We start from the raw sequence: 20,912 nt of genomic DNA, 5'->3' as shown, positions 1-20,912 counted from the left end.
CCGTCCCCGAAATGCCGGTACCCCGACTGATCGCCCCCCCGCGGCAACATCCGTGTGGGGCCCGGTTCAAGGAACCGGGCCCCACACGTATGTGCCGTCGGGCGTCAGTCGCCGCAGCGCTCCCGGAGGGAGTGCAGGTGCTCGCTGGACTTACGGGCGAAGGCGAAGGACTCGACCGGGTTGTCGTGCTCGGTCTGCCAGTGGTGGTAGGTGCGGCCTCGGTGGGTCCGCTCGGTGACGCGGCTGAGGAAGGTCTTGTAGTCGATGTCCCCGTCGCCGACGTCCGTCATGTCGTAGCCGTCGCGGGCGGAGTCGTTACGGGTGCCGTCCTTGACGTGGAAGAGGGGGTAGCGGTCGGGCTGCCTGAGTACGTAGTCGACGGGGTTGAAGGGGGCGGGAGTCCCGTCGGCCTTCTTGCCGAAGCGGAACTGCGCGCAGAACGCCCAGTAGATGTCCATCTCCAGATAGACCAGGTCGGGGTCCGTCTCGGCGAGCAGGACGTCGTAGAGCCGCACACCCGGCTTGTCGGTGGCGAAGGAGAACTCCTCCGCGTGGTTGTGCTGGTAGAACTTCATGCCGCGCTTGCGGGCGGCCGCGCCGTAGGTGTTGAACTCCTCGGCCGCGCGCTTCCAGCCGTCCACGGTGGAGCCGTAGCGGAACGGCCCGGACGCGGTGCCGATGTGCTTCAGACCGAGGGCCTCGGCGTCGTCGAGGACCTTGGTGAGGTTCTGGGCGAAGGTGTAGGCGCCCGGGTTGTTGTCGTCGTAGTAGCCGACGTGGCTGCCGATGGGGTTCAGACCGTGGTCCTTCGCCAGCTTCCTGAGCTGGGCGAGGGTGATGGCGCCGGCCGAGCCCTGGGTGTATCCGGCGAACTCGATCTCGTCGTAGCCGTAGTTCTCCAGCTCGGCGAAGACGGGGGCGAAGCCGAGCGTGGAGACCTTGTCGCGGAGGCTGTACAGCTGGATTCCGAGGCGGCCGGGGGGCAGGACGGCACGGCCCTTGCCGTGACCGTGCCCTCGGCCCGTACTGCCTGCCGCCTGGGCGGTCGCGGCTCCCAGGAGGGTGGCGGCGGTGGCTCCGGCGGCGACGCCCAGCACGTTGCGGCGGCTGAGTCTGCGGGCGAGTTCGGCGTCCTTCGGGGTGCGGCTCGTCATCACGTATCTCCCTGTGTGGGTGTGGGGACCGATCGGATTGTCAGTGCAGTCCGGCAAGTTGGAGGAGCAGGGACTTCACTTCGGTGGCCTGGACCCGGCCGGTGAACGCGTGGGGGGTGGAGCAGAGGATGAGCGGACCTTCGTCGTCGCTCGTGGGAAGGCGGCCGTGGCTGCCGCGAATGGGTGAGGGGTCCAGGGGGACGACCGCCATGCGGTAGCGCATCCCGAGCTTCTTGCGGGCCACCGCGGTCACGGCCTTGACCCTGACGTAGGGGTCCTGGGGGTCCATGAAGAGCTCGACGGGGTCGTAGCCGGGTTTGCGGTGGATCTCGACGAGCTGCGCGAAGTCGGGCGCGCGGGCGTCGTCGAGCCAGTAGTAGTACGTGAACCAGGCGTCCTTCTCCGCGACGGCGACGAGTTCCCCGGAGCGCGGATGGTCGAGGTGGTGGGCCTTCTTGCCCTCGTCGTCCAGGAGCTGATCGATGCCGGGCAGGTCCGCGAGGGCCTCCCGGGTCGCATCCAGGTCCTCGGGGCGGCGTACGTAGATGTGGGCGAGCTGGTGGTCGGCGACGGCGAAGGCCCGGGAGGCCATCGGGTCGAGGTACTCCATGCCGTCCTGCGTGTGGACCTCCAGCAGCCCGGCGCGGCGCAGGGCGCGGTTGATGTCGACGGGCCTGTCGACACGGGTGATCCCGTACTCGGAGAGTGCGACGACGGTGCGCCCCTCGGCGCGCGCGTCCGCGAGGAGGGGTGCCACGGCCCGGTCGAGGTCGGTCGCCGCCCGATGGGAGCGGGGGTCGTCGGGGCCGTAGCGCTGGAGGTCGTAGTCGAGGTGCGGGAGGTAGCACAGGGCCAGGTCCGGGCTGCGGGTGGCGAGGATGTGCCGGGTGGCGTCGATGATCCACTGCGAGGAGACGAGATCGGCGCCCGGGCCCCAGAAGTGGAAGAGGGGGAAGGTGCCGAGCTTCTCGGTGAGCTCGTCGTGCAGGGCCGGCGGCCGGGTGTAGCAGTCGGGTTCCTTGCGGCCGTCGGCGTAGTACACGGGGCGGGGGGTGACGGTCCAGTCGGTGTCGGCTCCCATCGCGTACCACCAGCAGATGTTGGCGACGGTGTAGCCGGGGTGCGCGCGGCGGGCGGCGTCCCAGAGCTTGTCGCCCTCGACGAGACCGTTGTGCTGGCGCCACAGCAGGACGTCGCCGAGCTCGCGGAAGTACCAGCCGTTGGCGACGATGCCGTGTTCGGCGGGGGTGGTGCCGGTGAGGAAGGTGGACTGGGCGGCACAGGTCACGGCGGGCAGGACGGTGGACAGAGGTGCCTGCCCACCGGCTGCCGCCATGGCCCGCAGGTTGGGCATGTGTTCGAGCAGCTGGGGGGTGAGGCCCACGACGTCGAGGACGAGGAGCGGGGTGGGGTCGGCGGTCATGGCAGCTCCTTGAGTCCGAGGTCGACCAGGAGGTCGCGGGCGAGGGTGAGTTCACTGGCGATGCCGTCGGCGAGCTGGGCGCGGGTACGGGGCCGTAGCTCCGCCGGGAGCGCCTGCCAGGTGTACGTCTCGACTTCGAGGTGCCGTGTCAGGGGCTTCTGGCCGCCGACGAGCCGGGTCAGCACGGACTGGAGCACGGGGAGCGTGGAGGTGAGCGGGGGCGCCGGGGGTGCGTGCAGCGGTACGTGGAAGTGGGAGCGCCAGGGGGTGCTGTCGGGGAGCGTCCCGCCGTTCAGGGCCTCGTCGAGGTCGTCGGTCCCCCGCAGGCCGGCGGCGGTGAGGGTGCGTGTCTGGTGCAGGAAGCGCGGTTCGGCGAAGGCGGCCAGTGCGGTGCGCACCTCGGGCAGATGGGGGTGCTCCGCGTGCAGGGCGGCGGAGAGCTGGGCCTTCGCGACGGGCACCCCGGCCGCGGACAGGGCGTCGAGGGCGGTGTCCGGGTCCTCGAAGGAGGTGGCGAGGTGGCAGGTGTCGACGCAGATGCCGATGCGGTCGTGGCCCACGGCGGTCAGGGGTGCGATGGCGTCCGCGGTGGTCTCCACGGTGCAGCCCGGCTCCGGTTCGAGGCCGATCCTGATGGACTTCCCGGTGAGCTCGGCGAGAGCGTCGAGCCGCTGTGCGAGCGTGATGAGCGCCTTCTGCGCGATGCCGGCCGCCGTGGGATCGGCGGCGTACGGGGTGCGCCAGGCGATCGGCAGGGTGGAGATGGTGCCCTCGGTGACGTCGTCGGGCAGCAGGGCGGCGAGGAGCCTGGCGAGATCGGTGGTGTGGGCGAGCCGTTCGGGGTCGGTCCAGTCCGGTGTGTAGACGCGGTACTTGACCTCCTCGGCGCCGAACCCCTCGTACGGGAAGCCGTTCAGGGTCGCCACTTCGAGGCCGCGGTGCTCCAGTTCGGTCCGCAGGGCGCGCAGGGCGGAGGGGTCGTTGATCAGGGCGCGGGCGGCGTCCTTGGCGAGCCAGAGACCGATGCCGAGGCGGTCGCGGCCGAGCCGTTTGCGTACGGGCTCGCAGTGGTCGCGCAGCTGGGCGCGGACTCCTTCGAGGGTCTCCGCCGGGTGCACGTTGGTGCAGTACGCGAGGTGGACGACGGACCCGTCGGGGTGGCGGAAGCGCATCGTGTCACTCCCCGCCGCGGAGGATGGAGTTGCCCTCGTGGAGCGGGGTGGGGGCGGCGATGTCGAGCTGGAGCCGGCCGCTCTGTCCGTAGAAGGCGACCGGGTTGCGCCACAGGACCTTGTCGACGTCGTCCTCGGTGAATCCGGCCTTCAGCATGGCGTCCGCCACCTTGCGGGTCTTCAGCGGGTCGCTCCTGCCCCAGTCGGCGGCCGAGTTGACGAGGATCTTGTCGGTGCCGTGGTTCCTGAGGATCGTGACCATGCGGTCCTCGTCCATCTTGGTGTCCGGGTAGATGGAGAAGCCGGCCCAGCAACCGCTGTCGACGGCGACCTTCACGGTCGTCTCGTTGAGGTGGTCGAGCAGGACGAGTTCCGGGGCGAGGTCCGATTCACGGACGACGTCGATGGTGCGGTGCAGACCGGCGAGCTTGTCGCGGTGCGGGGTGTGGACGAGTGCGGGCAGCCCGTGTTCGGCGGCGAGCTGGAGCTGGGTGGCGAGAGCGGTGTCCTCGGCCGGGGTCATCGAGTCGTAGCCGATCTCTCCCACGGCGACGACTCCGTCCTTGACGAGGTAGCGGGGCAGCGCGTCGAGGACGGGGGTGCAACGGGGGTCGTTCGCCTCCTTGGGGTTGAGGGCGAGCGTGCAGTGGTGCGCGATGCCGTACTGGGAGGCGCGGAAGGGTTCCCAGCCGAGGAGGGCGTCGAAGTAGTCGAAGAAGCTGGCGGGCGAGGTGCGTGGCTGGCCGAGCCAGAAGGAGGGTTCGACGAGGGCGCGGACGCCCGCGTCGTACATCGCCCGGTAGTCGTCCGTGGTGCGGGAGGTCATGTGGATGTGGGGGTCGAAGATGCGCATCAGGACTCCTCCGTGGGGGCGGGGGCGGGGGCCGTGAGATCGAGGACGGTCCGCAGGCCGACCGGGACGGCTCGGCCCGCCGCGGTGCGTTCGGCGGCGAAGTCGCCGAGCATGCGGGCGAGTTCGGCGTCGCCCCGGGCACGGCGGCCGAGCTCGGCGACCGCCTCGACGGGGACCTCGGTGAAGAGGCACTTGAGGACGGCGTGCCGCCAGCCGTGTGTGTCGAGGTGGGCGGCGGCGTACGGGCCGACGGCCGCGGCGACCAGCCGGGTGTCGTTGGTGCGCAGGGCGTCCTCGACGAGCGGAAGGGCGGTGGCACCGAGGTCCAGCCGGTGCAGGGTGAGCAGGACGGCCCGGCGCTCGGCGGCGGTTCCCTGTTCGTAGAGCCTGGTCACGGCGGGCAGTCCCGCTCGGGCTTCGAGGAGGAGCAGTGCGCGTACGGAGTCGGCGTTTTCGAGCCCGCAGTGCCGGCCCGCGGAGGCGAAGCGCAGCTCCCAGGGCGGGGTGCCCGTGTCGGCTCCGGGGTGGGCGGCGGCGTGCGCGGCCTCGGCGAGCGCCTCGTCGAGCCAGGCTCTGGCCGCTCCGCGCAGCAGGGCGTCGAGTTCCTTGCGGCTGGTCAGCACGCGGCGGCTCCGTTCGTCGCTCCGGCGGCGCTGCGCAGGAACTCCATCGAACTGCGGGCGAGTTCGGGCCCTGCGTGGGAGTGGCGCGGCAGCTCCACGACGGTGAGGCCGCCGTACCCGGTGGCGGCGAGGGCTTCGAGCACCGGTGGGAAGTCGATCTCGCCGTCGCCGAACGGCAGGTGTTCGTGGACCCCGCGTCGCATGTCCTCGATCTGGACGTGGCGCAGCCAGGGCGCGGCGGCCTTGACGCAGTCGGCGGGCGGGGCGGGTTCCAGACACTGGCAGTGGCCGATGTCGAGGGTGAGTCCGAGTGGTTCCGGGTCGCCGAGGAGGGTGCGCAGGTGGTGGAAGTCGGCGAGTGTCGCGAGGAGGTGGCCCGGCTCGGGCTCGATGGCGAGGGGGATTCCGGCGCGGGTGGCGGCGTCCAGTACGGGGGCGAGTGCGTCGGCCAGTCGTAGCCAGGCGGCGTCGGTGGTGGTGCCCGGTGGGGTGATGCCGCTGAAGCAGTGGACGGCGTGCGCGCCCAGGTCGGCGGCGACGTCGACGGCCCGGACGAGCAGCGCGGTGCGGGCCGCACGGTCCTCGGGGTCGGGGTCCAGGAGGGACGGGCCGTGCTTGCGTCGCGGGTCGAGGACGTAGCGGGCGCCGGTCTCCACGGTGACGCCGAGACCCAACTCGGTGAGGCGGCGGGCCACATGGCGGGTGCGGGCGGCGAGGTCGGGGGCGAGGGGGTCGAGGTGCATGTGGTCGAGGGTCAGCCCGACCCCGTCGTACCCGAGGTCGGCGAGGAGCCCGAGGGCGTCGTCGAGGCGGAGGTCGGTCAGACCGTTGGTGCCGTAGCCGAGGCGGAGGGTCATGTGGGGCTCACCTTCCGTGCGAGTCTGCGGGCGAGGGGGACGAGTCCCATGACGGCGAGCCCGCCGAGGGGCGCCCCGGCCCGGACGGCCAGCGCGGCCTGCAGTGGGATCATGGCCCGGATGCCGCCGCCGACGGCGCGCTGGGTGAGGGGCGGGGACGGGTTGAGGGCGGCGTGGAACAGGGGTGGAACGGCGGTACGGAGGTAGGCGCCGGCGAAGGCGGTGAGCAGGAGCCGGTCGGTGACGGAGCGGGGGCCACGGGGTAGTACCCCTGCCGCGCCCCTCGTGCCCGCCGCGCCCGTTCCCGGGAGCTGCGGTGGGCCTTGGTCGCCCGTTCGCTCGCGGACGACGGCGGCGCCGAGCGCCACGGTCGCCGCGAGCGCCGCGAGGGGCACTGCGGTGGACCCGCCCTGTGCCTCGTGGCGGGAGACCGCGGTGACCGAGTAGGTGTGCGCCCCGAGCAGGAGGGCGGCCGGGAGCGCGGTGCGGGTGGCTCCTCGTTCCGCCGCCCCCGCCGTGGCCTCGGTCGGTGCCCCCGCCGCGGCCGCGGTCGATGCCCCCGCCGTGGCCGGCCCCGTTGCCGTCGCGCCCAGGAGGAGGTCCAGCGCGCGGGCGGCTGCCATGGCTGCCGGGCCCGCCTTCGTGTGCTTCAGGTGCAGGTCGTAGGCCCAGACGGTGGCTGCCAGGCCGGTGGCCAACGCCAGGGCGGGGCGGCCGGCGCGTGCCGCCAGGGTCAGGCCCGCGGCCGTCAGGACGCCCGCCGCGGCCAGCGCCGCGCCGGGTGCGATCCGGCCGGACGGGATCGGGCGGTGCGGACGGTCGACGGCGTCCTCGTCGCGGTCGGCCCAGTCGTTGAGGGCCATGCCCGCCTCGTACAGGCACAGCGACGCCCCGACCGCGAGGGCCGTGCCACGGGTGGGGCGTCTGCCGGCGGCGGCCGCCCCGGCCAGTGCGTCACCGGGGACGGTGAACAGGGCGGACACCCGCAGCAGTTCCGCCCAGGCGCGGAGGGGCACCCGGGTCGGGGGCCTGTCCGGTGCGGGCGCAGTCCCGCCCCCACCGGACAGGCTGTCTGGTGAGCTCACGCCCGGGGCGCGGCCGGCGCTCCGGACACTCCGGGCGCCGAGCGGTGCCGGCAGTCCTGTCAGCGTCGCGAACAGCCGGAGCGGCCTCACAGGGCCGCCCGCAGCCGCTCGGCGAAGGCCAGCAGCACCGCGTACTGCTCGGACAGCGCCGCCGGGCCGCCGTCCGGGTCCTTGAAGTAGAAGCCGAGCTCCGGCCGCGGCCCCGTCAGGCCGGTTTCATGGGCGCGGGCCATCAGCCGGGCCAGGTCCAGGACGAGGGGGGCGGCGAGCGCCGAGTCGCAGCCCTGCCAGATCGTCTGCAGGATCATTCGCGAGCCGAGGAAGCCGTCGAACGCGATGTGGTCCCACGCGGTCTTCCAGTCACCCATCGCGGGGACGTCGTCGATGTGGACCTCGCCTTCGGGGGCCGCCCCGAGCGTGTCGGCGAGTACGCGTTCCTTGCCCGCGTTCTTCGCCGCCGCGGCGGCCGGGTCGGCCAGCGCCGCTCCGTCCCCGCCGCCCAGGAGGTTCGTGCCCGACCACGCCCGTACCGGCAGGGCGCGCTGCACGAACATCGGGGCGAGTACGGAACGGAGCAGCGTCTGGCCTGTTTTGCCGTCACGTCCCGCGTGGGGAAGTCCGCAGGAGTCGACGGCGTCCTGGAGTGCGGGGCTGCGCAGCCCCGTGGACGGGGTGAAGTTGACGTAGGGGCAGCCGGCGCGGAGCGCGGCCGCCGCGTAGAGGGAGCTGGCGGGCAGGCGTGTGGCGTCCTCGCCGGGTGCCGGTTCGGTCGAGGCGACATTGATGACGACCGTGCGGGCGAGTGCGTGGCGGTGGGCGAAGTCGTCGAGGTCCGCGGCGAAGGCCGTGATGAGTTCCTCGTCGGAGCGGGTGTCGCCGGTGAGGGGTCCCCCGGGGCGTATCTCCGCGTCCGCGGCGGCGAGTTCGGCCCGGACGGCGGACGGCAGTCCGTACGGCAGGACCTCTCCGGCGGCGAGTGCCTCGGCCCGCTTGGGCAGCGGGCAGTCGATGGTGTCGTGGCCGCCGAAGACCAGGGACGTCAGGGCCGGCAGCCCGCTGTCGGCGAAGGGCGGTGTCTCGGTGACCATGCCGGTCGCCGGGTGCAGGCCCGCGGCGATGGCGGCGCACCCCGCGGTGGCGGTGGTGGCGACGGAGCCGCGTGCTCCGATGAACCAGACTCCGGTACGAACGGCGTGTGCGGTCACGGGCTGCCTCCCTGGGGGGATGAAGAGGGGGTGGAGGACGGTGGGCGGGGGAAGGTGTGTGGGCCTCCCCCGCCCACCGTCGGCAGAGGGTGGCCGCCCTACGTGGAGGGCAGCTCCTTCAGCTGGATGTTGCGGAAGGACACCTGGTCGTCGGCCCCGTGGTTCTGCAGGCCGATGTAGCCGTCCTTCAGGCTGCGCACCGGGTCGGTGTTCGTGTAGTCGTTGATCTTCACTCCGTTGAGGAAGATCTGGAGGCGTTCTCCCTGGACCCGGATCTCGTAGCTGTTCCACTGGCCGGGTGGCCTGAGGACCTGGTCACGGGCCTTGATGTTGGCCGACTTGAAGGTGTAGACGGCCCCGGTGGTGCGGTCCGCGGCGTCCGTGGCGTCGATCTGGACCTCGTAGCCGTTGTTCACCGCCGACCAGGGGTCGTCGGACTCCGGGAAGCCGACGAAGATGCCGGAGTTGTCGTCTCCCGCCATCTTCCAGTCGAGCTTCAGCGAGTACGACTTCAGCTCCTTGGCCTGGTAGGTCAGCAGGCCCATGCCGCCCTCGGAGCGCAGCTCACCGTCGGTGACGGCGAACTTTCCGGGGCCGGCCTGCTTCCAGCCGTCGAGCGTCTTGCCGTTGAAGATCGACCGGTAGCCGGTGTCCGGCTTGCAGTTGGCCTTCACCTGGCCCGTGGCGTAGCGCATGCCGCCCAGCAGGTGCTGGCGCAGGGCGGGTTCCGCGTAGGACTCCTTGGTGTGGCCGAGGCCGGTGTAGAAGGAGCGGCCGCCCTGGTAGGCCTGGCACCAGGCGATGGGGTGGTCGCCCTTCATCTTGCCGCCGGTGTAGCTCGTCTCGTCCAGCGTGGCCAGGACCTGGGCCTTGTCCCGGGGGTTGGTGCGGTAGTTGTACCACTCGTCGGTGCGGTCCCAGGCGTCGTCCAGGTGGGCGGTGGCCGGGTGGTCGTGGTTCTCCACCCGGACGGTCGCGGGCTGGATCTGCGGGTGCGAGTCGAAGTACGCGCCGACGAGCCCGCCGTAGAACTCCCAGTCGTACTCGGTGTCGGCGGCCGCGTGGACACCCATGTAGCCGCCTCCGGTGGCCACGTAGTTCTCGAAGGCCTTCTGCTGGTCGCCGTTGAGGACGTCACCGGTCGTCGACAGGAAGACGACGGCGTCGTACCGCGCCAGGTTGCTGGTGGTGAACTGGCCGGCCTCCTCGGTGGAGTCGACGGTGATGTTGGTGTCCTTGCCCAGTTCCTTCAGTGCGGCGACGCCCGTCGGGATGGAGTCGTGGCGGAAGCCGCCGGTCTTGGAGAAGACCAGGACACGCTTGGCGGTCCGGTCGGGGGCGCTGTTGGAGAGCTCGAAGTCGTCGACGTCGTAGAGCGCTCCGGCACCGCCCTTGAAGACCAGGAAGAGCTCGGTGGCCTTCTTCGGCGCACCGCGCAGGGGCACGTCGATGTCCTGGAAGGTGTCCCAGCTGCCGGTCACGGGTACGGGCGCCGAGCCGAGGATGGTTCCGGTGGGCGATCCGGTCCGCACTTCCAGGAAGCCTCCCGCGCCGGCCGAGGAGACGCGCGCGGTGAGCTTGGTGGTGCCGTCGAGGATGTACGGGGTGAAGGAGATCCAGTCGTCGTTGTCGATGTCTCCGACGGTCCGGCCGCCGTGGGCGCTCGCCTTCTCCGGTGTGGTGATGCCGGAGGAGTCGTCGAAGTGCTCGGCCTGGCGGTGGCGCGGCTGCAGCTGGGCCTGGTCGCGGCCGGTGAGTGCGGCCTGGCCGCCGCCCCCGCCGTCGGTGTACGAGGCCGAGATGCCACCGTAGATGTTGGCGTTCGGGTCGTGCCCGCCTTCCATCGCGGTCTTGATGGTGCCTTCGCAGCCGTGCTCCGTGGTGATGTCGTGGCCGTGGCTGTCGTGGCCCAGGGTGAACTTGATGACGACCTTGCTGCAGTCGATGGTGCCGTCCTCCGGGTCGGTGACGGTGGCCTTGAAGGGCACCTCGTCCCTGAACTCGAACTGCTGTCCGTCAGAGGGGAACTGGAGGTTCACGACGGGCGCGGTGTTGCCGACCGTCACATGGACGCTCGCGGCGCCGGTGCGGCCGGTCGGGTCCTTGGCCGTCACGGTGGCGGTGTACGTGCCGTTCTTCTTGTACGTGTACGAGGGGTTGGCCTCCGTGGACTTTCCGCCGTCGCCGAAGTCCCACGCGTAGGTGAGCGCGTCGCCGTCCCCGTCGGTGGTGCCCGCCGAGGAGAACTTCACCCGGAGCGGTGCGATGCCGGAGGTCTTGCTTGCCGAGGCCTCGGCGATGGGTGAGCGGCCGCCCGTGGCGTTCTCGATGCGGTACAGCGCGGAGTTCTCGTCGCCGCCGAACCAGGCGAGGCCGTAGTCCAGGACGTACAGCGCCCCGTCGGGCCCGAAGGCCATGTCCATCACCTGGGTCCCGGTCCACGGGATGTCGTTGATGGACTGGACGGCTCCGGCACCGTCCTGCTCGATGCGCTTGATCCACTGCCGGCCGAACTCACCGGCGAAGAAGTCCCCGTCGTACTCCTCGGGGAACTTGACCGGTGAGTCGAGGTCCGCGTCGTAGCGGTAGACGGGCCCGCCCATCGGGGACTCGGAGCCCGTGCCGAACTCGGGCACGGACCCGCCGTCGTACGGGATCCAGGCGGCCTGCGCGGGGGGCAGGTCCACCAGGCCGGTGTTGTGCGGCGACTCGTTCTTCGGGGCGGCGCAGTCGAACGGGGCGCCGGACGTCTTCGTCGCGAAGTCGTAGTCGGTGTAGGCATCGTTGTCACCGGTGCAGAACGGCCAGCCGAAGTTGCCGGCTTTCGTCACCCGGGCGAACTCGACCTGGCCCGCGGGTCCGCGGTTCGGGTCGGCGGCGCCCGCGTCGGGACCGTAGTCGCCGACGTACACGATGCCGGTGGCCTTGTCGACGCTGAAGCGGAAGGGGTTGCGGAAGCCCATCGCGTAGATCTCGGCGCGGGTCTTGTCCGTACCGGGGGCGAAGAGGTTGCCGTCGGGGACGGTGTACGAGCCGTCGTCCGCGACCTTGATGCGGAGGATCTTGCCGCGGAGGTCGTTGGTGTTGCCCGACGTGCGGCGGGCGTCGAACGCCGGGTTGCGGTCGGGCCGGTCGTCGATCGGGGAGAAGCCGTCCGAGGCGAACGGGTTGGAGTCGTCGCCGGTCGAGAGGTACAGATTGCCCTGCGCGTCGAAGTCGATGTCTCCGCCGACGTGGCAGCAGATGCCGCGGGTGGCGGGGACGTCGAGGATCTTCTTCTCGCTGGCATTGTCGAGGGTGCCGTCCGCCTTCAGCACGAAGCGGGACAGCCGGTTCACTCCGTCGAACTTCGCGAAGTCGGCGGCGGTTCCGGTCTCCGGCGCGTCGCCGGCGGGGGTGTCGAGCGGCGGGGCGTAGTAGAGGTAGATCGCCCGGTTCTCCGCGAAGTCCGGGTCAATGCCGACGCCCTGGAGCCCCTCCTCGTCGTGCGAGTAGACGGGCAGGGTGCCGGAGACGCGGGTGTTGCCCGCGCTGTCGGTGATCCGCAGCTCGCCGTTGCGCGAGGTGTGCAGCACACTGCGGTCGGGAAGCACGGCCAGCGACATGGGTTCGCCGGTCTCCGCGGCGCCCTTCGCGAGGGTGACCTGCTGGAAGTCCTCGGCGGCCGCGGCCGGGGCCGGGGCGTCGGCGGTGGCCGCGGGCGATGACCCCAGGGTGAGGGTGGCGGCCGCGAGCAGTCCGCCGGTGAGGAGAGCGAGTGTCTTTCGGGCTCGGAGTCGTCTGCTGCTTCTGTGCACGTGCGTCCTCCGGAGAGTGCCGGTTGTACGGGCGGGTGGAGCCGTACGTTTCGCGCGGGGACTGCCGCGCTCGTGACCCCGGGGCGCCGTGAGGGACCCGGGTTACGCGAGTCATGCTGTGTACACCTAGGGGACGGTAGACCTGTTCGTCCCGGACGGAAAGCCCTTACGCAGCCCTCGGATCGGCCTTTTTCCTCTGGAAGGACAAAGCGGCCCGGGGGCAGGGCGAGGCGGCCCGGCGGCGGTGTGCGTGAACCGCGGGCTGTGGTCGCCGGGCAGGCCCGACGCGGCGGGCCACGTGAAGTGCCGACGGCACCTCACATGGCCGGGCTGCGCATCGAGCCTCCCCGGCGGTGGTGGAGCGGGGTCCTGGACGGAGCCCCCAGCTCTCAGTCGCCGCCCCCGAAGGCGGCGTCGAACGACGCGCTCGGCGGGTCGAAGTCGAACCGCTTCAGCGAGGCGAGTGCCTCCGGCGCACCGGTCAGGCGGTCCATTCCCGCGTCCTCCCACTCGACGGACACGGGCCCCTGGTAGTCGATGGACCGCAGCATCCGGAACACGTCCTCCCACGGCACGTCGCCGTGGCCCGCGGAGACGAAGTCCCAGCCGCGCCGGGGATCGCCCCACGGCAGATGGGAGCCGAGCCTGCCGTTGCGCCCGTCGAGGCGCTTGCGGGCCTCCTTGCAGTCCACGTGGTAGATGCGGTCCCGGAAGTCGTACAGGAAGCCGACCGGGTCGAGGTCCTGCCACACGAAGTGGCTCGGGTCGAAGTTCAGCCCGAACGCGGGACGGTGGCCGACGGCCTCCAGGGCGCGGTGCGTGGTCCAGTAGTCGTACGCGATCTCGCTCGGGTGCACCTCGTGGGCGAAGCGCACGCCCTCCGCGTCGAAGACGTCCAGGATCGGGTTCCACCGCTCCGCGAAGTCCTCGTAGCCGCGTTCGATCATGCGCGGCGGCACCGGCGGGAACATGGCGACCAGGTGCCAGATCGACGATCCGGTGAAGCCGATGACCGTGTCGACGCCGAAGGCGGATGCCGCACGGGCCGTGTTCTTGATCTCCTCGGCGGCCCGCCTGCGTACGCCTTCGGGCTCCCCGTCCCCCCAGATGCGGGCGGGGAGGATCCCCTGGTGTCGCTCGTCGATCGGGCTGTCGCAGACGGCCTGGCCCACCAGGTGGTTGGACACCGCCCAGCACTTGAGCCCGTACTTGTCGAGCAGCTGCCGCCGCCCGTCGAGGTAGCCCGGGTCGGAGAGCGCCTTGTCGACCTCGAAGTGATCTCCCCAGCAGGCGAGTTCGAGCCCGTCGTAGCCGAAGTCCCGGGCCAGCCGGCAGACCTCCTCCAGCGGCAGGTCGGCCCACTGGCCGGTGAAGAGTGTGAAGGGGCGGGGCATGCGCAGGACCTCCTAGAACGGGACCGGTACCGGGGTGTGTACGGAGTTCTTCTCGGCGCTCTCCTCGACGGCGGCGAGCACCCGCTGCACCTGCAGTCCGTCGGCGAACGACGGTACGGGCGCCGCCCCTTCGGCGATCGTCCGCACCACGTCGCGGGCCTGGTGGACGAACGTGTGCTCGTAGCCGAGCGCATGGCCCGGCGGCCACCACGCCTCGAGGTAGGGATGCTCGGGCTCGGTGACCAGGATCCGCCGGAACCCGGCCGAGGTGGCGGGCTCGGTGTGGTCGTGGAAGGAGAGTTCGTTGAGCCGTTCCAGGTCGAAGGCGAGCGAGCCCCGCTCCCCGTTGATCTCCAGCCGAAGGGCGTTCTTGCGGCCGGCCGCCATCCGAGTCGCCTCGAAGGAGGCCAGCGCGCCGGAGGCCAGCCGGCCCGTGAAGAGCGCCGCGTCGTCGACGGTGACCGCCCCCCGTGCGGTACCGTCCGCGGTGCCCGAGAGACCGGCCGAGGAGCCGGCGAGCACGGGCCTTTCGCGTACGAACGTCTCGCTCACCGCGGAGACGCCGACCAGCAGCTCCCCCGTCAGGTACTGGGCGAGGTCCACGATATGGGCCCCGAGGTCCCCCAGCGCACCGGATCCGGCGTGCTCCCGCTTGAGCCGCCAGGTGAGCGGCGATTCCGGGTCGACCAGCCAGTCCTGGAGATAGGTGGCCCGTACGTGCCGCAGAGCACCCAGCCTCCCCTCGGCGATGAGCGTGCGGGCATAGGTGACGGCGGGCACCTTGCGGTAGTTGAAGCCCACCATCGCCACCTGGCCGCGCGCCGCCGCCCGCTCGGCGGCCGCCACCATGGCCTCCGCCTCGGCCACCGTGTTGGCGAGCGGCTTCTCGCACAGCACGTGCTTGCCCGCCTCCAGGGCGGCGATGGCGATTTCCGCATGGCTGTCGCCGGGGGTGCAGATGTCCACGAGGTGCACATCGTCCCGGGCGATCATCGCGCGCCAGTCGGTCTCCGCCGCCGCCCAGCCGTGCCGGGCGGCGGCGGCCTCGACGGCCGTACGGTCGCGTCCGCAGATCGCGGCGAGAGCGGGTCTCATCGGCAGGTCGAAAACGTGTCCCGCGGTGCGCCATCCCTGCGAGTGGGCGGCGCCCATGAACGCGTAACCGACCATGCCGACCCCGAGCGTCGCCGTCGGCTGCTGTACCGGCGGCGGAGCTGCGGGCTCCTGCTCCGTCTCTTCCCTACGGGCCATGCGGACTTCCTCCTCGTCGGTGGTTCGGTGGCGGCGGCGGTGCGGGATCAGCTGAAGCCCGTCGGCAGGTACTGGTCGATGTTGTCCTTCGTGACCACGGCCGAGTAGAGCGTGAGGGAGGTCGGGATCTCCATTTCGGCGAGGCCCGAGACACCCTTGCCCTGGCCGAGAGCACGCGCCAGGTCGATCGCGGACGCGGCCATCGTCGGCGGGTACAGCACGGTGGCCTTGAGGACGCTGTTGCCGGCCTTGATGGCGTCCATGGCCGACTTGGCCCCTGCGCCGCCGACCATGATGAACTCGTCGCGGCCGGCCTGCTCGATCGCGCGCAGCGCGCCCACGCCCTGGTCGTCGTCGTGGTTCCACAGGGCGTCGAACTGCTTCTGCGCCTGCAGGAGCTGGGCCATCTTCGCCTGGCCCGACTCGACGGTGAACTCGGCGGCCTGACGGGCCACCAGCTTGATGTTGGAGTAGTTCTTGAGCGCGTCGGCGAATCCCTGGCTGCGCTGCTTGGTGAGCTCCAGGTTGTCGATGCCGGCGAGCTCGACGACCTTGGCGTTCGACTTGCCCTTGAGCTGCTCACCGATGTAGTGCCCGGCGTTGAGGCCCATGCCGTAGTTGTCGCCGCCGACCCAGCAGCGGTAGGCCTGCGGAGAGGCGAAGATCCGGTCCAGGTTGACGACGGGGATGCCCGCCTTCATGGCTTCGAGGCCGACCTGGGTGAGCGCCTTGCCGTCGGCGGGGAGGATGACGAGGACATCGACCTTCTTGTTGATGAGGGTCTTGACCTGGCCGATCTGGGCGGCTGTGTCGTTGGAGCCCTCGGTGATCTCCAGGGTCACCTCGGAGTACTTCTCCGCCCGCGACTTGGCGTTGACGTTGATCGCGTTGAGCCACCCGTGGTCGGCCTGCGGGCCTGCGAAGCCGATGGTGACGGGCTTGCCGGGCTTGTCGTCGGCGGCGGGCACGTTGGTCTGCGCCGCTGCCTTCTCCTTCGGCTCGTTGCTGGTACAGGCGGTGAGCAGGGCGCCCGCGGAGACGGCTGCGGTACCGAAGAGCAGTCCTCTGCGGCTGGTTTCTGGCATGGCTGTCAAACCCTTCATCCGGTGCGTGGCATACGGAACAGCGGGTGGGTGGTGAGGGAGCTGGGTGTGTCAGGTCTCGCCGTGGCGCGTCGTGCGGTGCTGGACCAGGACGGCGGCGACGATGATCGCGCCCTTGGCGATCTGCTGGACATCGCTCTGCAGGTTGTTGAGCGCGAAGATGTTGGTGATGGTGGTGAAGACGAGGACGCCCAGGACGGATCCGACGATCGTGCCGCGGCCGCCGCTGAGCAGGGTGCCGCCGATGATCGCTGCGGCGATCGCGTCGAGTTCGTAGAGGTTGCCGTTGGTGTTCTGGCCGGAGCCGGACAGGATGATCAGCATGAAGGCGGCGATGCCGCAGCAGAGGCCGGAGAGCAGGTACAGGTAGAGCCGCTGGCGGCGTACGTCGATGCCGGCGAGCCTCGCCGCTTCCGCGTTGCCTCCCACGGCGACCGTACGGCGTCCGAAGGTGGTCCGGTTCAGGATCAGCCAGCCGGCGACGGTGACCGCGGCGAAGACCAGGACCAGGGGCGGGATCCCGAGGACGTACGAGTCGGGAAGGCCCAGGTCGAGGACGGAGGCCACGGTGACGATCTGTGTCTTGCCGTCCGTGATCTGCAGGGCGAGACCGCGGGCCGAGGCGAGCATGGCGAGCGTCGCGATGAACGGGACCATGCGCCCGTAGGCGATGAGGACCCCGTTGACGAGTCCGGCGGCCAGCCCGACGATCACGGCGGTGAACAGGATGCCCGCGAAGCCGAACTCCTGGGTGGCCAGCGTCGTCGCCCAGACGGACGCGAGTGCGACCATCGCGCCGACCGACAGGTCGATCCCGCCGCCGATGATGACGAGGGTCATGCCGACGGTGACGACGCCGATGACGGACGACTGGGTCAGGATCAGCTGGAGGTTCCCGGTGTCCAGGAACGCCTCGGGTTCGGTGAGGCCACCGACCACCACCAGTGCGAGGAGTACGCCCAGCAGCGAGAGGTTGCGGACGTCGGCGCGCAGGCCGAGTGCGCGCAGGCCACCGCTCTGCTTCGAGGGCGGCGCGTCGGAGGGGCCGGTCAGGGTCCCCTTGTCCGGCCCGTGGTGCTGCGCCGACGGTGCGGGCTGTGTCATGACGTCGGGCTCCCTTCCATGACGAGGTCGAGTACGCGGTGCTCGTCGAGCTCCCGGGCGTCCGCCGTGTGCACGACGTGGCCCTCCCGGAGGACCAGCACCCGGTCGGCGAGGCCCAGCACTTCGGGCACTTCGCTGGAGACGAGCAGAACGGCGAGGCCTTCGTCGGCAAGCCGGCGGATCACGGCGTAGAGCTCGGCGCGCGCGCCGACGTCGACACCACGGGTGGGTTCGTCGAGCAGGAGGATCCGGCAGCCGCGCAGCAGCCAGCGGGCCAGGACCGCCTTCTGCTGGTTGCCGCCGGAGAGGGTGCGGACGGGGGCGTCCGGGTTGTCCGGGCGCAGCGAGAGCTCGCGGGTGGCGGCCTGTGCCGCCTTCCGCTCGGCGCCACGGTCGACCCAGCCGCCGCGCGAGAAGCGGGACAGGGAGGAGAGGGAGACGTTGCGGGTGACCGACTCGATCAACAGCAGTGCCTGGGCCTTGCGTTCCTCGGGTGCGAGGCCGATCCCGGCGGCGACGGCCGCCCGGACGCTTCCCCGGCGCAGTGGTTTCCCGCCCACGGTGACCCGTCCCGCCGTGGGCTTGCGGGCGCCGTAGATGGTCTCCAGGATCTCCGAGCGCCCCGAACCGACGAGTCCGGCCAGGCCGACGATCTCGCCGGGCCTGAGCTCCAGGTCGACGGGCGCGAACTCGCCCTTCCTGGACAGCCCTTCGACCTTGAGTACGGGCTCCGCCACCTCCCGCTCCACGGAGTTCCCGGGCCGCTCGGGGAACACGTACTCGACATTGCGGCCCGTCATCAGGGCCACGACGTCGCGCGTGGGTGTCGACTTGGCGGGGAGGCCGACGGCAACGGCCCGGCCGTCCTTGAGTACGGTCACCCGGTCGCCGATGCGGCGGATCTCCTCGAGCCGGTGGGAGATGTAGACGACGGCCACACCGTCGGCGGTGAGACCGTCGACGATGCGGAAGAGGTTGTCGACCTCGTCGGGGTCGAGGGCGGCGGAGGGCTCGTCCATCACGATGAGCCGTACGTCGTGGGAGAGGGCCCGCGCCATGGAGACGATCTGCTGGTGGGCGGCGGAGAGATCGCCGACCTCCCGGGCGGGATCGATCTCCGGGTGGCCGAGGCGCGCGAGCAGATCGGCGGCTGCGGCACGGCCCTCGCGGGTGCGGACGACGAAGCCCGCGGAGGTCGGTTCATGGCCGAGGAAGATGTTCTCGGCGACCGACAGCCCCTCGACCAGGTCGAGTTCCTGGTAGATGGTCGCGATTCCGAGGCGCATGGCGGCGATGGGCGAGGAGAGCGAGACGGGCTCGCCGCGCCAGGTGATGCCACCGCCGTCGGGCTGGTGGGCCCCGGCCAGCACCTTGATGAGGGTGGACTTGCCGGCACCGTTCTGGCCGAGGAGGCAGTGGACTTCGCCGGCCTGGACCTCGAGGTCGACGCCGTCGAGGGCGCGCACGCCGGGGAAGGACTTGGTGATGCCGGACATCGTGAGCAGGGGTGGTTCGGGTGCCATGACGATCCCCTCGGCGAACGGGGTCTCCCCTGCTCGGGCGATGCCGAGAGCTCGGGGAAGGCCGGTGAGCGGGCAGGGCGCAGTGCCGGCGGTGCCGTACTGCTGACGGAACTGCTGGGCGGGTGCTGCGGGCAGAGCTCGGAACGGGCTGTTACGGAGGTGGCTGCTGAACGCTTGGTGAGCGGCGCGCCGGCCCGGACATCAGGCCGGCGAGAACAGGTGGTCGCTGATGAGCCTGGCCGCGCCGATGACTCCGGCGGTCGGCCCCAGCTCACCGAGGACGATGGGGAGGTTGCCCGTGGCCAGCGGCAGGGATTGCCGGTAGACCTGGGTCCGGACGCTGGCCAGGAGGTTGTGGCCGAGCCCGGTCACCCCGCCGCCGATCACGACGAGGCCCGGGTTGAAGAAGCTGACGAGTCCCGCGATGACCTGGCCGACCCGGTTTCCGCCTTCGCGGATCAGGTCCAGCGCGGTGGGATCACCCGCTGCCGCGGCAGCGGCCACATCGATGGCCGTGAGCTTTCCGGCCGCTTCCAGCCTGGCCGCCAGTTCCGCGGACTGCCCCGCGCGCGCCGCGTCCTCCGCGTCGCGTGCGAGGGCCGCACCGCTGAAGTGGGCTTCCAGGCAGCCCCGGTTGCCGCAGGCGCAGGCGCGTCCGTCGGGTTCCACCTGGATGTGTCCGATGTCGCCGGCGCTTCCCGTCGTACCGCGGTAGACCTCTCCGCCGACGACGATGCCGCAGCCGATGCCCGTACCGATCTTGACGCAGAGGAAGTCGCCGACGGAGCGTGCGACGCCCGCGTGCTGCTCCCCCATGGCCATCAGGTTCACGTCGTTGTCGACCATGACGGGGCAGCCCAGTTCCTGGCTGAGTGCCTCGCGGACCGGGAAGCCGTCCCAGCCGGGCATGATCGGCGGTGCGACCGGGATGCCCTCGGGGAAGCGGACCGGACCGGGTACGCCGATCCCGGCGCCGTCGAACCCTTCGGCGAGCCCGGAGGCACGCAGCTTGGACGCCATCTCCAGAACCTGCTCGAAGACGGCGACAGGTCCCTCGCGTACGTCCATGGGGTGGTTGAGGTGGCCGAGCACCTCCAGCTCCGCGTTGGTGACGGCCACGTCGATGGAGGTGGCGCCGATGTCGACGCCGAGGAACCGCAGTGCGGGAGCGAGCCGGATGTTGTGCGAACGGCGTCCGCCGCGTGATGCGGCGAGTCCGTCGGCGACGACGAGTCCGGTCTCCAGCAGCCGGTCCACCTCGACGGCGAGCTTGGAGCGCGAGAGGTCGACCTGGTCACCCAGTTGCGCGCGGGAGTTGGGCCCGCCGTCGCGCAACAGCCGGAGCAGCCGCGCCTGATGGGCGTTTGCGGGTCGTGCCGTCATCCGTCTCACGCGTCCCTCCCCGCCACATCGGCCAGTCCGTCGGGCTTTCGAGTGGAACGTAGCAGCGCTTTCCCCGACTGGGAAGAAGTTGAGCGTGAATCGACTCCAACTTTCTCCACACCGAGGACAAAGGTGGCCCGGGGTGCCACCCGGCGGAGCCACCGGCAGCCACCGCGCCGGATCCGGCGGGGGCGGCACGGCGTCAGGGGCAGGCCCTGGAACAGCAAGAAGGCCGGGGCGGTCGGCCCCGGCCTTCTTCCCGCGCGCGACGGTCAGTTCTTCTCGCGCTCGTGGTACGTCTTGCGCGTGTGCTCCGTGTGCGCCCGCATGATCTCGGTCGCCCGCTGTCCGTCCCGCGAGGAGATGGCCGCGATCAGCGAGCGGTGCTCGATCCAGGACCGGGTGCCACGCTGGCGGGCCACCGGCGTGTAGTACCAGCGGACCCTGCGGTCGACCTGCGCGGCCAGCGCGGAGAGGACGACGTTGCCTGCCAGCTCCATCACCTTGGCGTGGAAGGCGGCGTTCGTGGCGACGGCGAGGTCCACGTCGTCGTCGGCGACGGCCCGCTCCCCCTTGACGCAGAGCGCTTCGAGGGCCTCGATGCCGGCACTCCCGGAGTTGGCCGCGGCGAGCCGGGCCGCCTCGGCCTCCAGGAGCGTACGGACCGAGAGCAGCTGGTCCGCCTCCTCCTCGGTGGGTTCGTGGACGAAGGCGCCCTGCGCGGGCCGCAGGTCCACCCAGCCCTCGGTGTTCAGTCGCTGGAGCGCCTCGCGCACCGGCTGTCGCGACACGCCGAGGTGCCCGGCCAGTTCACTCTCGATGAGGTGCTGACCGGGGCCGAGCGCGCGCGTGGTGATCAGCTCGAGCAACGCCTCGTAGACACGCTCGCGCAGCGGCCCTGGCCGATCCAGCTTCGGCACCGTTCCTTGCGGCAGTCCTGCGGACAACATCGCGGTTCCCCCTCCGGGCGCCGGGCAATTGCCTA

16 protein-coding genes are annotated in these 20,912 nt (G+C 71.2%); all 16 read right to left on the bottom strand.

The window, feature by feature from the left end; all coding sequences use genetic code 11:
- Nucleotides 1-104 precede the first annotated feature (104 nt).
- Nucleotides 105-1,154: a sugar phosphate isomerase/epimerase family protein gene (locus ACFW9O_RS21125; protein ID WP_384611282.1), complete on the bottom strand. Its 1,050-nt coding sequence runs from the start codon at nucleotides 1,152-1,154 to the stop codon at nucleotides 105-107.
- 40 nt (nucleotides 1,155-1,194) lie between these two features.
- Nucleotides 1,195-2,577: an alkaline phosphatase family protein gene (locus ACFW9O_RS21120; protein WP_384611281.1), complete on the bottom strand. Its 1,383-nt coding sequence runs from the start codon at nucleotides 2,575-2,577 to the stop codon at nucleotides 1,195-1,197.
- Nucleotides 2,574-3,749 (bottom strand): metabolite traffic protein EboE, encoded by a 1,176-nt coding sequence (gene eboE, locus ACFW9O_RS21115; protein WP_384611279.1) that lies wholly within the window; start codon nucleotides 3,747-3,749, stop codon nucleotides 2,574-2,576. The genes ACFW9O_RS21120 and eboE overlap by 4 nt, the downstream gene beginning before the upstream one ends.
- 4 nt (nucleotides 3,750-3,753) lie before the next feature.
- Nucleotides 3,754-4,602, bottom strand: a complete 849-nt coding sequence (locus ACFW9O_RS21110; RefSeq protein ID WP_384611277.1) for a TatD family hydrolase — start codon at nucleotides 4,600-4,602, stop codon at nucleotides 3,754-3,756.
- Nucleotides 4,602-5,225, bottom strand: coding sequence for an EboA domain-containing protein (locus ACFW9O_RS21105; protein ID WP_384611276.1), 624 nt, complete (start codon nucleotides 5,223-5,225; stop codon nucleotides 4,602-4,604). The genes ACFW9O_RS21110 and ACFW9O_RS21105 overlap by 1 nt, the downstream gene beginning before the upstream one ends.
- Nucleotides 5,219-6,082 carry a sugar phosphate isomerase/epimerase family protein gene (locus ACFW9O_RS21100; protein ID WP_384611274.1) on the bottom strand — a complete coding sequence of 288 codons (864 nt, stop codon included), beginning with the start codon at nucleotides 6,080-6,082 and terminating at the stop codon, nucleotides 5,219-5,221. Before ACFW9O_RS21100 ends, ACFW9O_RS21105 begins: the two co-directional genes overlap by 7 nt.
- Nucleotides 6,079-7,257: an SCO3242 family prenyltransferase gene (locus tag ACFW9O_RS21095; RefSeq protein ID WP_384611272.1), complete on the bottom strand. Its 1,179-nt coding sequence runs from the start codon at nucleotides 7,255-7,257 to the stop codon at nucleotides 6,079-6,081. The genes ACFW9O_RS21100 and ACFW9O_RS21095 overlap by 4 nt, the downstream gene beginning before the upstream one ends.
- Entirely contained in the window at nucleotides 7,254-8,372 is a 1,119-nt protein-coding gene (locus ACFW9O_RS21090) for an inositol-3-phosphate synthase (RefSeq protein WP_384611270.1), read from the bottom strand. The genes ACFW9O_RS21095 and ACFW9O_RS21090 overlap by 4 nt, the downstream gene beginning before the upstream one ends.
- A 98-nt stretch (nucleotides 8,373-8,470) precedes the next feature.
- Nucleotides 8,471-12,169: a ThuA domain-containing protein gene (locus tag ACFW9O_RS21085; RefSeq protein ID WP_384611268.1), complete on the bottom strand. Its 3,699-nt coding sequence runs from the start codon at nucleotides 12,167-12,169 to the stop codon at nucleotides 8,471-8,473.
- A 389-nt stretch (nucleotides 12,170-12,558) separates the two neighbouring features.
- Nucleotides 12,559-13,563 carry a sugar phosphate isomerase/epimerase family protein gene (locus ACFW9O_RS21080; protein ID WP_384611266.1) on the bottom strand — a complete coding sequence of 335 codons (1,005 nt, stop codon included), beginning with the start codon at nucleotides 13,561-13,563 and terminating at the stop codon, nucleotides 12,559-12,561.
- 12 nt (nucleotides 13,564-13,575) lie between these two features.
- Entirely contained in the window at nucleotides 13,576-14,814 is a 1,239-nt protein-coding gene (locus tag ACFW9O_RS21075) for a Gfo/Idh/MocA family protein (protein WP_384611265.1), read from the bottom strand.
- A 47-nt stretch (nucleotides 14,815-14,861) separates the two neighbouring features.
- Entirely contained in the window at nucleotides 14,862-15,899 is a 1,038-nt protein-coding gene (locus tag ACFW9O_RS21070) for a substrate-binding domain-containing protein (RefSeq protein ID WP_351169407.1), read from the bottom strand.
- 69 nt (nucleotides 15,900-15,968) lie between these two features.
- Nucleotides 15,969-17,021, bottom strand: coding sequence for an ABC transporter permease (locus ACFW9O_RS21065; RefSeq protein ID WP_384611263.1), 1,053 nt, complete (start codon nucleotides 17,019-17,021; stop codon nucleotides 15,969-15,971).
- Nucleotides 17,018-18,544 (bottom strand): sugar ABC transporter ATP-binding protein, encoded by a 1,527-nt coding sequence (locus ACFW9O_RS21060; protein WP_384611261.1) that lies wholly within the window; start codon nucleotides 18,542-18,544, stop codon nucleotides 17,018-17,020. Before ACFW9O_RS21060 ends, ACFW9O_RS21065 begins: the two co-directional genes overlap by 4 nt.
- 201 nt (nucleotides 18,545-18,745) lie before the next feature.
- Entirely contained in the window at nucleotides 18,746-19,927 is a 1,182-nt protein-coding gene (locus ACFW9O_RS21055; RefSeq protein ID WP_351169416.1) for an ROK family transcriptional regulator, read from the bottom strand.
- Between the two features lie 272 nt (nucleotides 19,928-20,199).
- The gene (locus ACFW9O_RS21050) at nucleotides 20,200-20,877 is read right to left on the bottom strand and encodes a GntR family transcriptional regulator (RefSeq protein ID WP_351169419.1); all 678 of its coding nucleotides are present in this window, start codon (nucleotides 20,875-20,877) and stop codon (nucleotides 20,200-20,202) included.
- Nucleotides 20,878-20,912 lie beyond the last annotated feature (35 nt).

The sequence above is a fragment of the Streptomyces sp. NPDC059499 genome (genome assembly GCF_042749285.1).
Classification (GTDB): Bacteria; Actinomycetota; Actinomycetes; order Streptomycetales; family Streptomycetaceae; genus Streptomyces.
This window is presented reverse-complemented; position numbering and strand designations above follow the sequence as displayed.

Coding starts and splice junctions, on each gene's coding strand:
- ACFW9O_RS21100 (WP_384611274.1), bottom strand. CDS start 6,082: ATGACCCTCCGCCTCGGCTACGGCACCAACGGTCTGACCGACCTCCGC.
- ACFW9O_RS21055 (WP_351169416.1), bottom strand. CDS start 19,927: ATGACGGCACGACCCGCAAACGCCCATCAGGCGCGGCTGCTCCGGCTG.
- ACFW9O_RS21060 (WP_384611261.1), bottom strand. CDS start 18,544: ATGGCACCCGAACCACCCCTGCTCACGATGTCCGGCATCACCAAGTCC.
- ACFW9O_RS21120 (WP_384611281.1), bottom strand. CDS start 2,577: ATGACCGCCGACCCCACCCCGCTCCTCGTCCTCGACGTCGTGGGCCTC.
- ACFW9O_RS21080 (WP_384611266.1), bottom strand. CDS start 13,563: ATGCCCCGCCCCTTCACACTCTTCACCGGCCAGTGGGCCGACCTGCCG.
- ACFW9O_RS21075 (WP_384611265.1), bottom strand. CDS start 14,814: ATGGCCCGTAGGGAAGAGACGGAGCAGGAGCCCGCAGCTCCGCCGCCG.
- ACFW9O_RS21125 (WP_384611282.1), bottom strand. CDS start 1,154: ATGACGAGCCGCACCCCGAAGGACGCCGAACTCGCCCGCAGACTCAGC.
- ACFW9O_RS21070 (WP_351169407.1), bottom strand. CDS start 15,899: ATGCCAGAAACCAGCCGCAGAGGACTGCTCTTCGGTACCGCAGCCGTC.
- eboE (WP_384611279.1), bottom strand. CDS start 3,749: ATGCGCTTCCGCCACCCCGACGGGTCCGTCGTCCACCTCGCGTACTGC.
- ACFW9O_RS21110 (WP_384611277.1), bottom strand. CDS start 4,602: ATGCGCATCTTCGACCCCCACATCCACATGACCTCCCGCACCACGGAC.
- ACFW9O_RS21050 (WP_351169419.1), bottom strand. CDS start 20,877: ATGTTGTCCGCAGGACTGCCGCAAGGAACGGTGCCGAAGCTGGATCGG.
- ACFW9O_RS21065 (WP_384611263.1), bottom strand. CDS start 17,021: ATGACACAGCCCGCACCGTCGGCGCAGCACCACGGGCCGGACAAGGGG.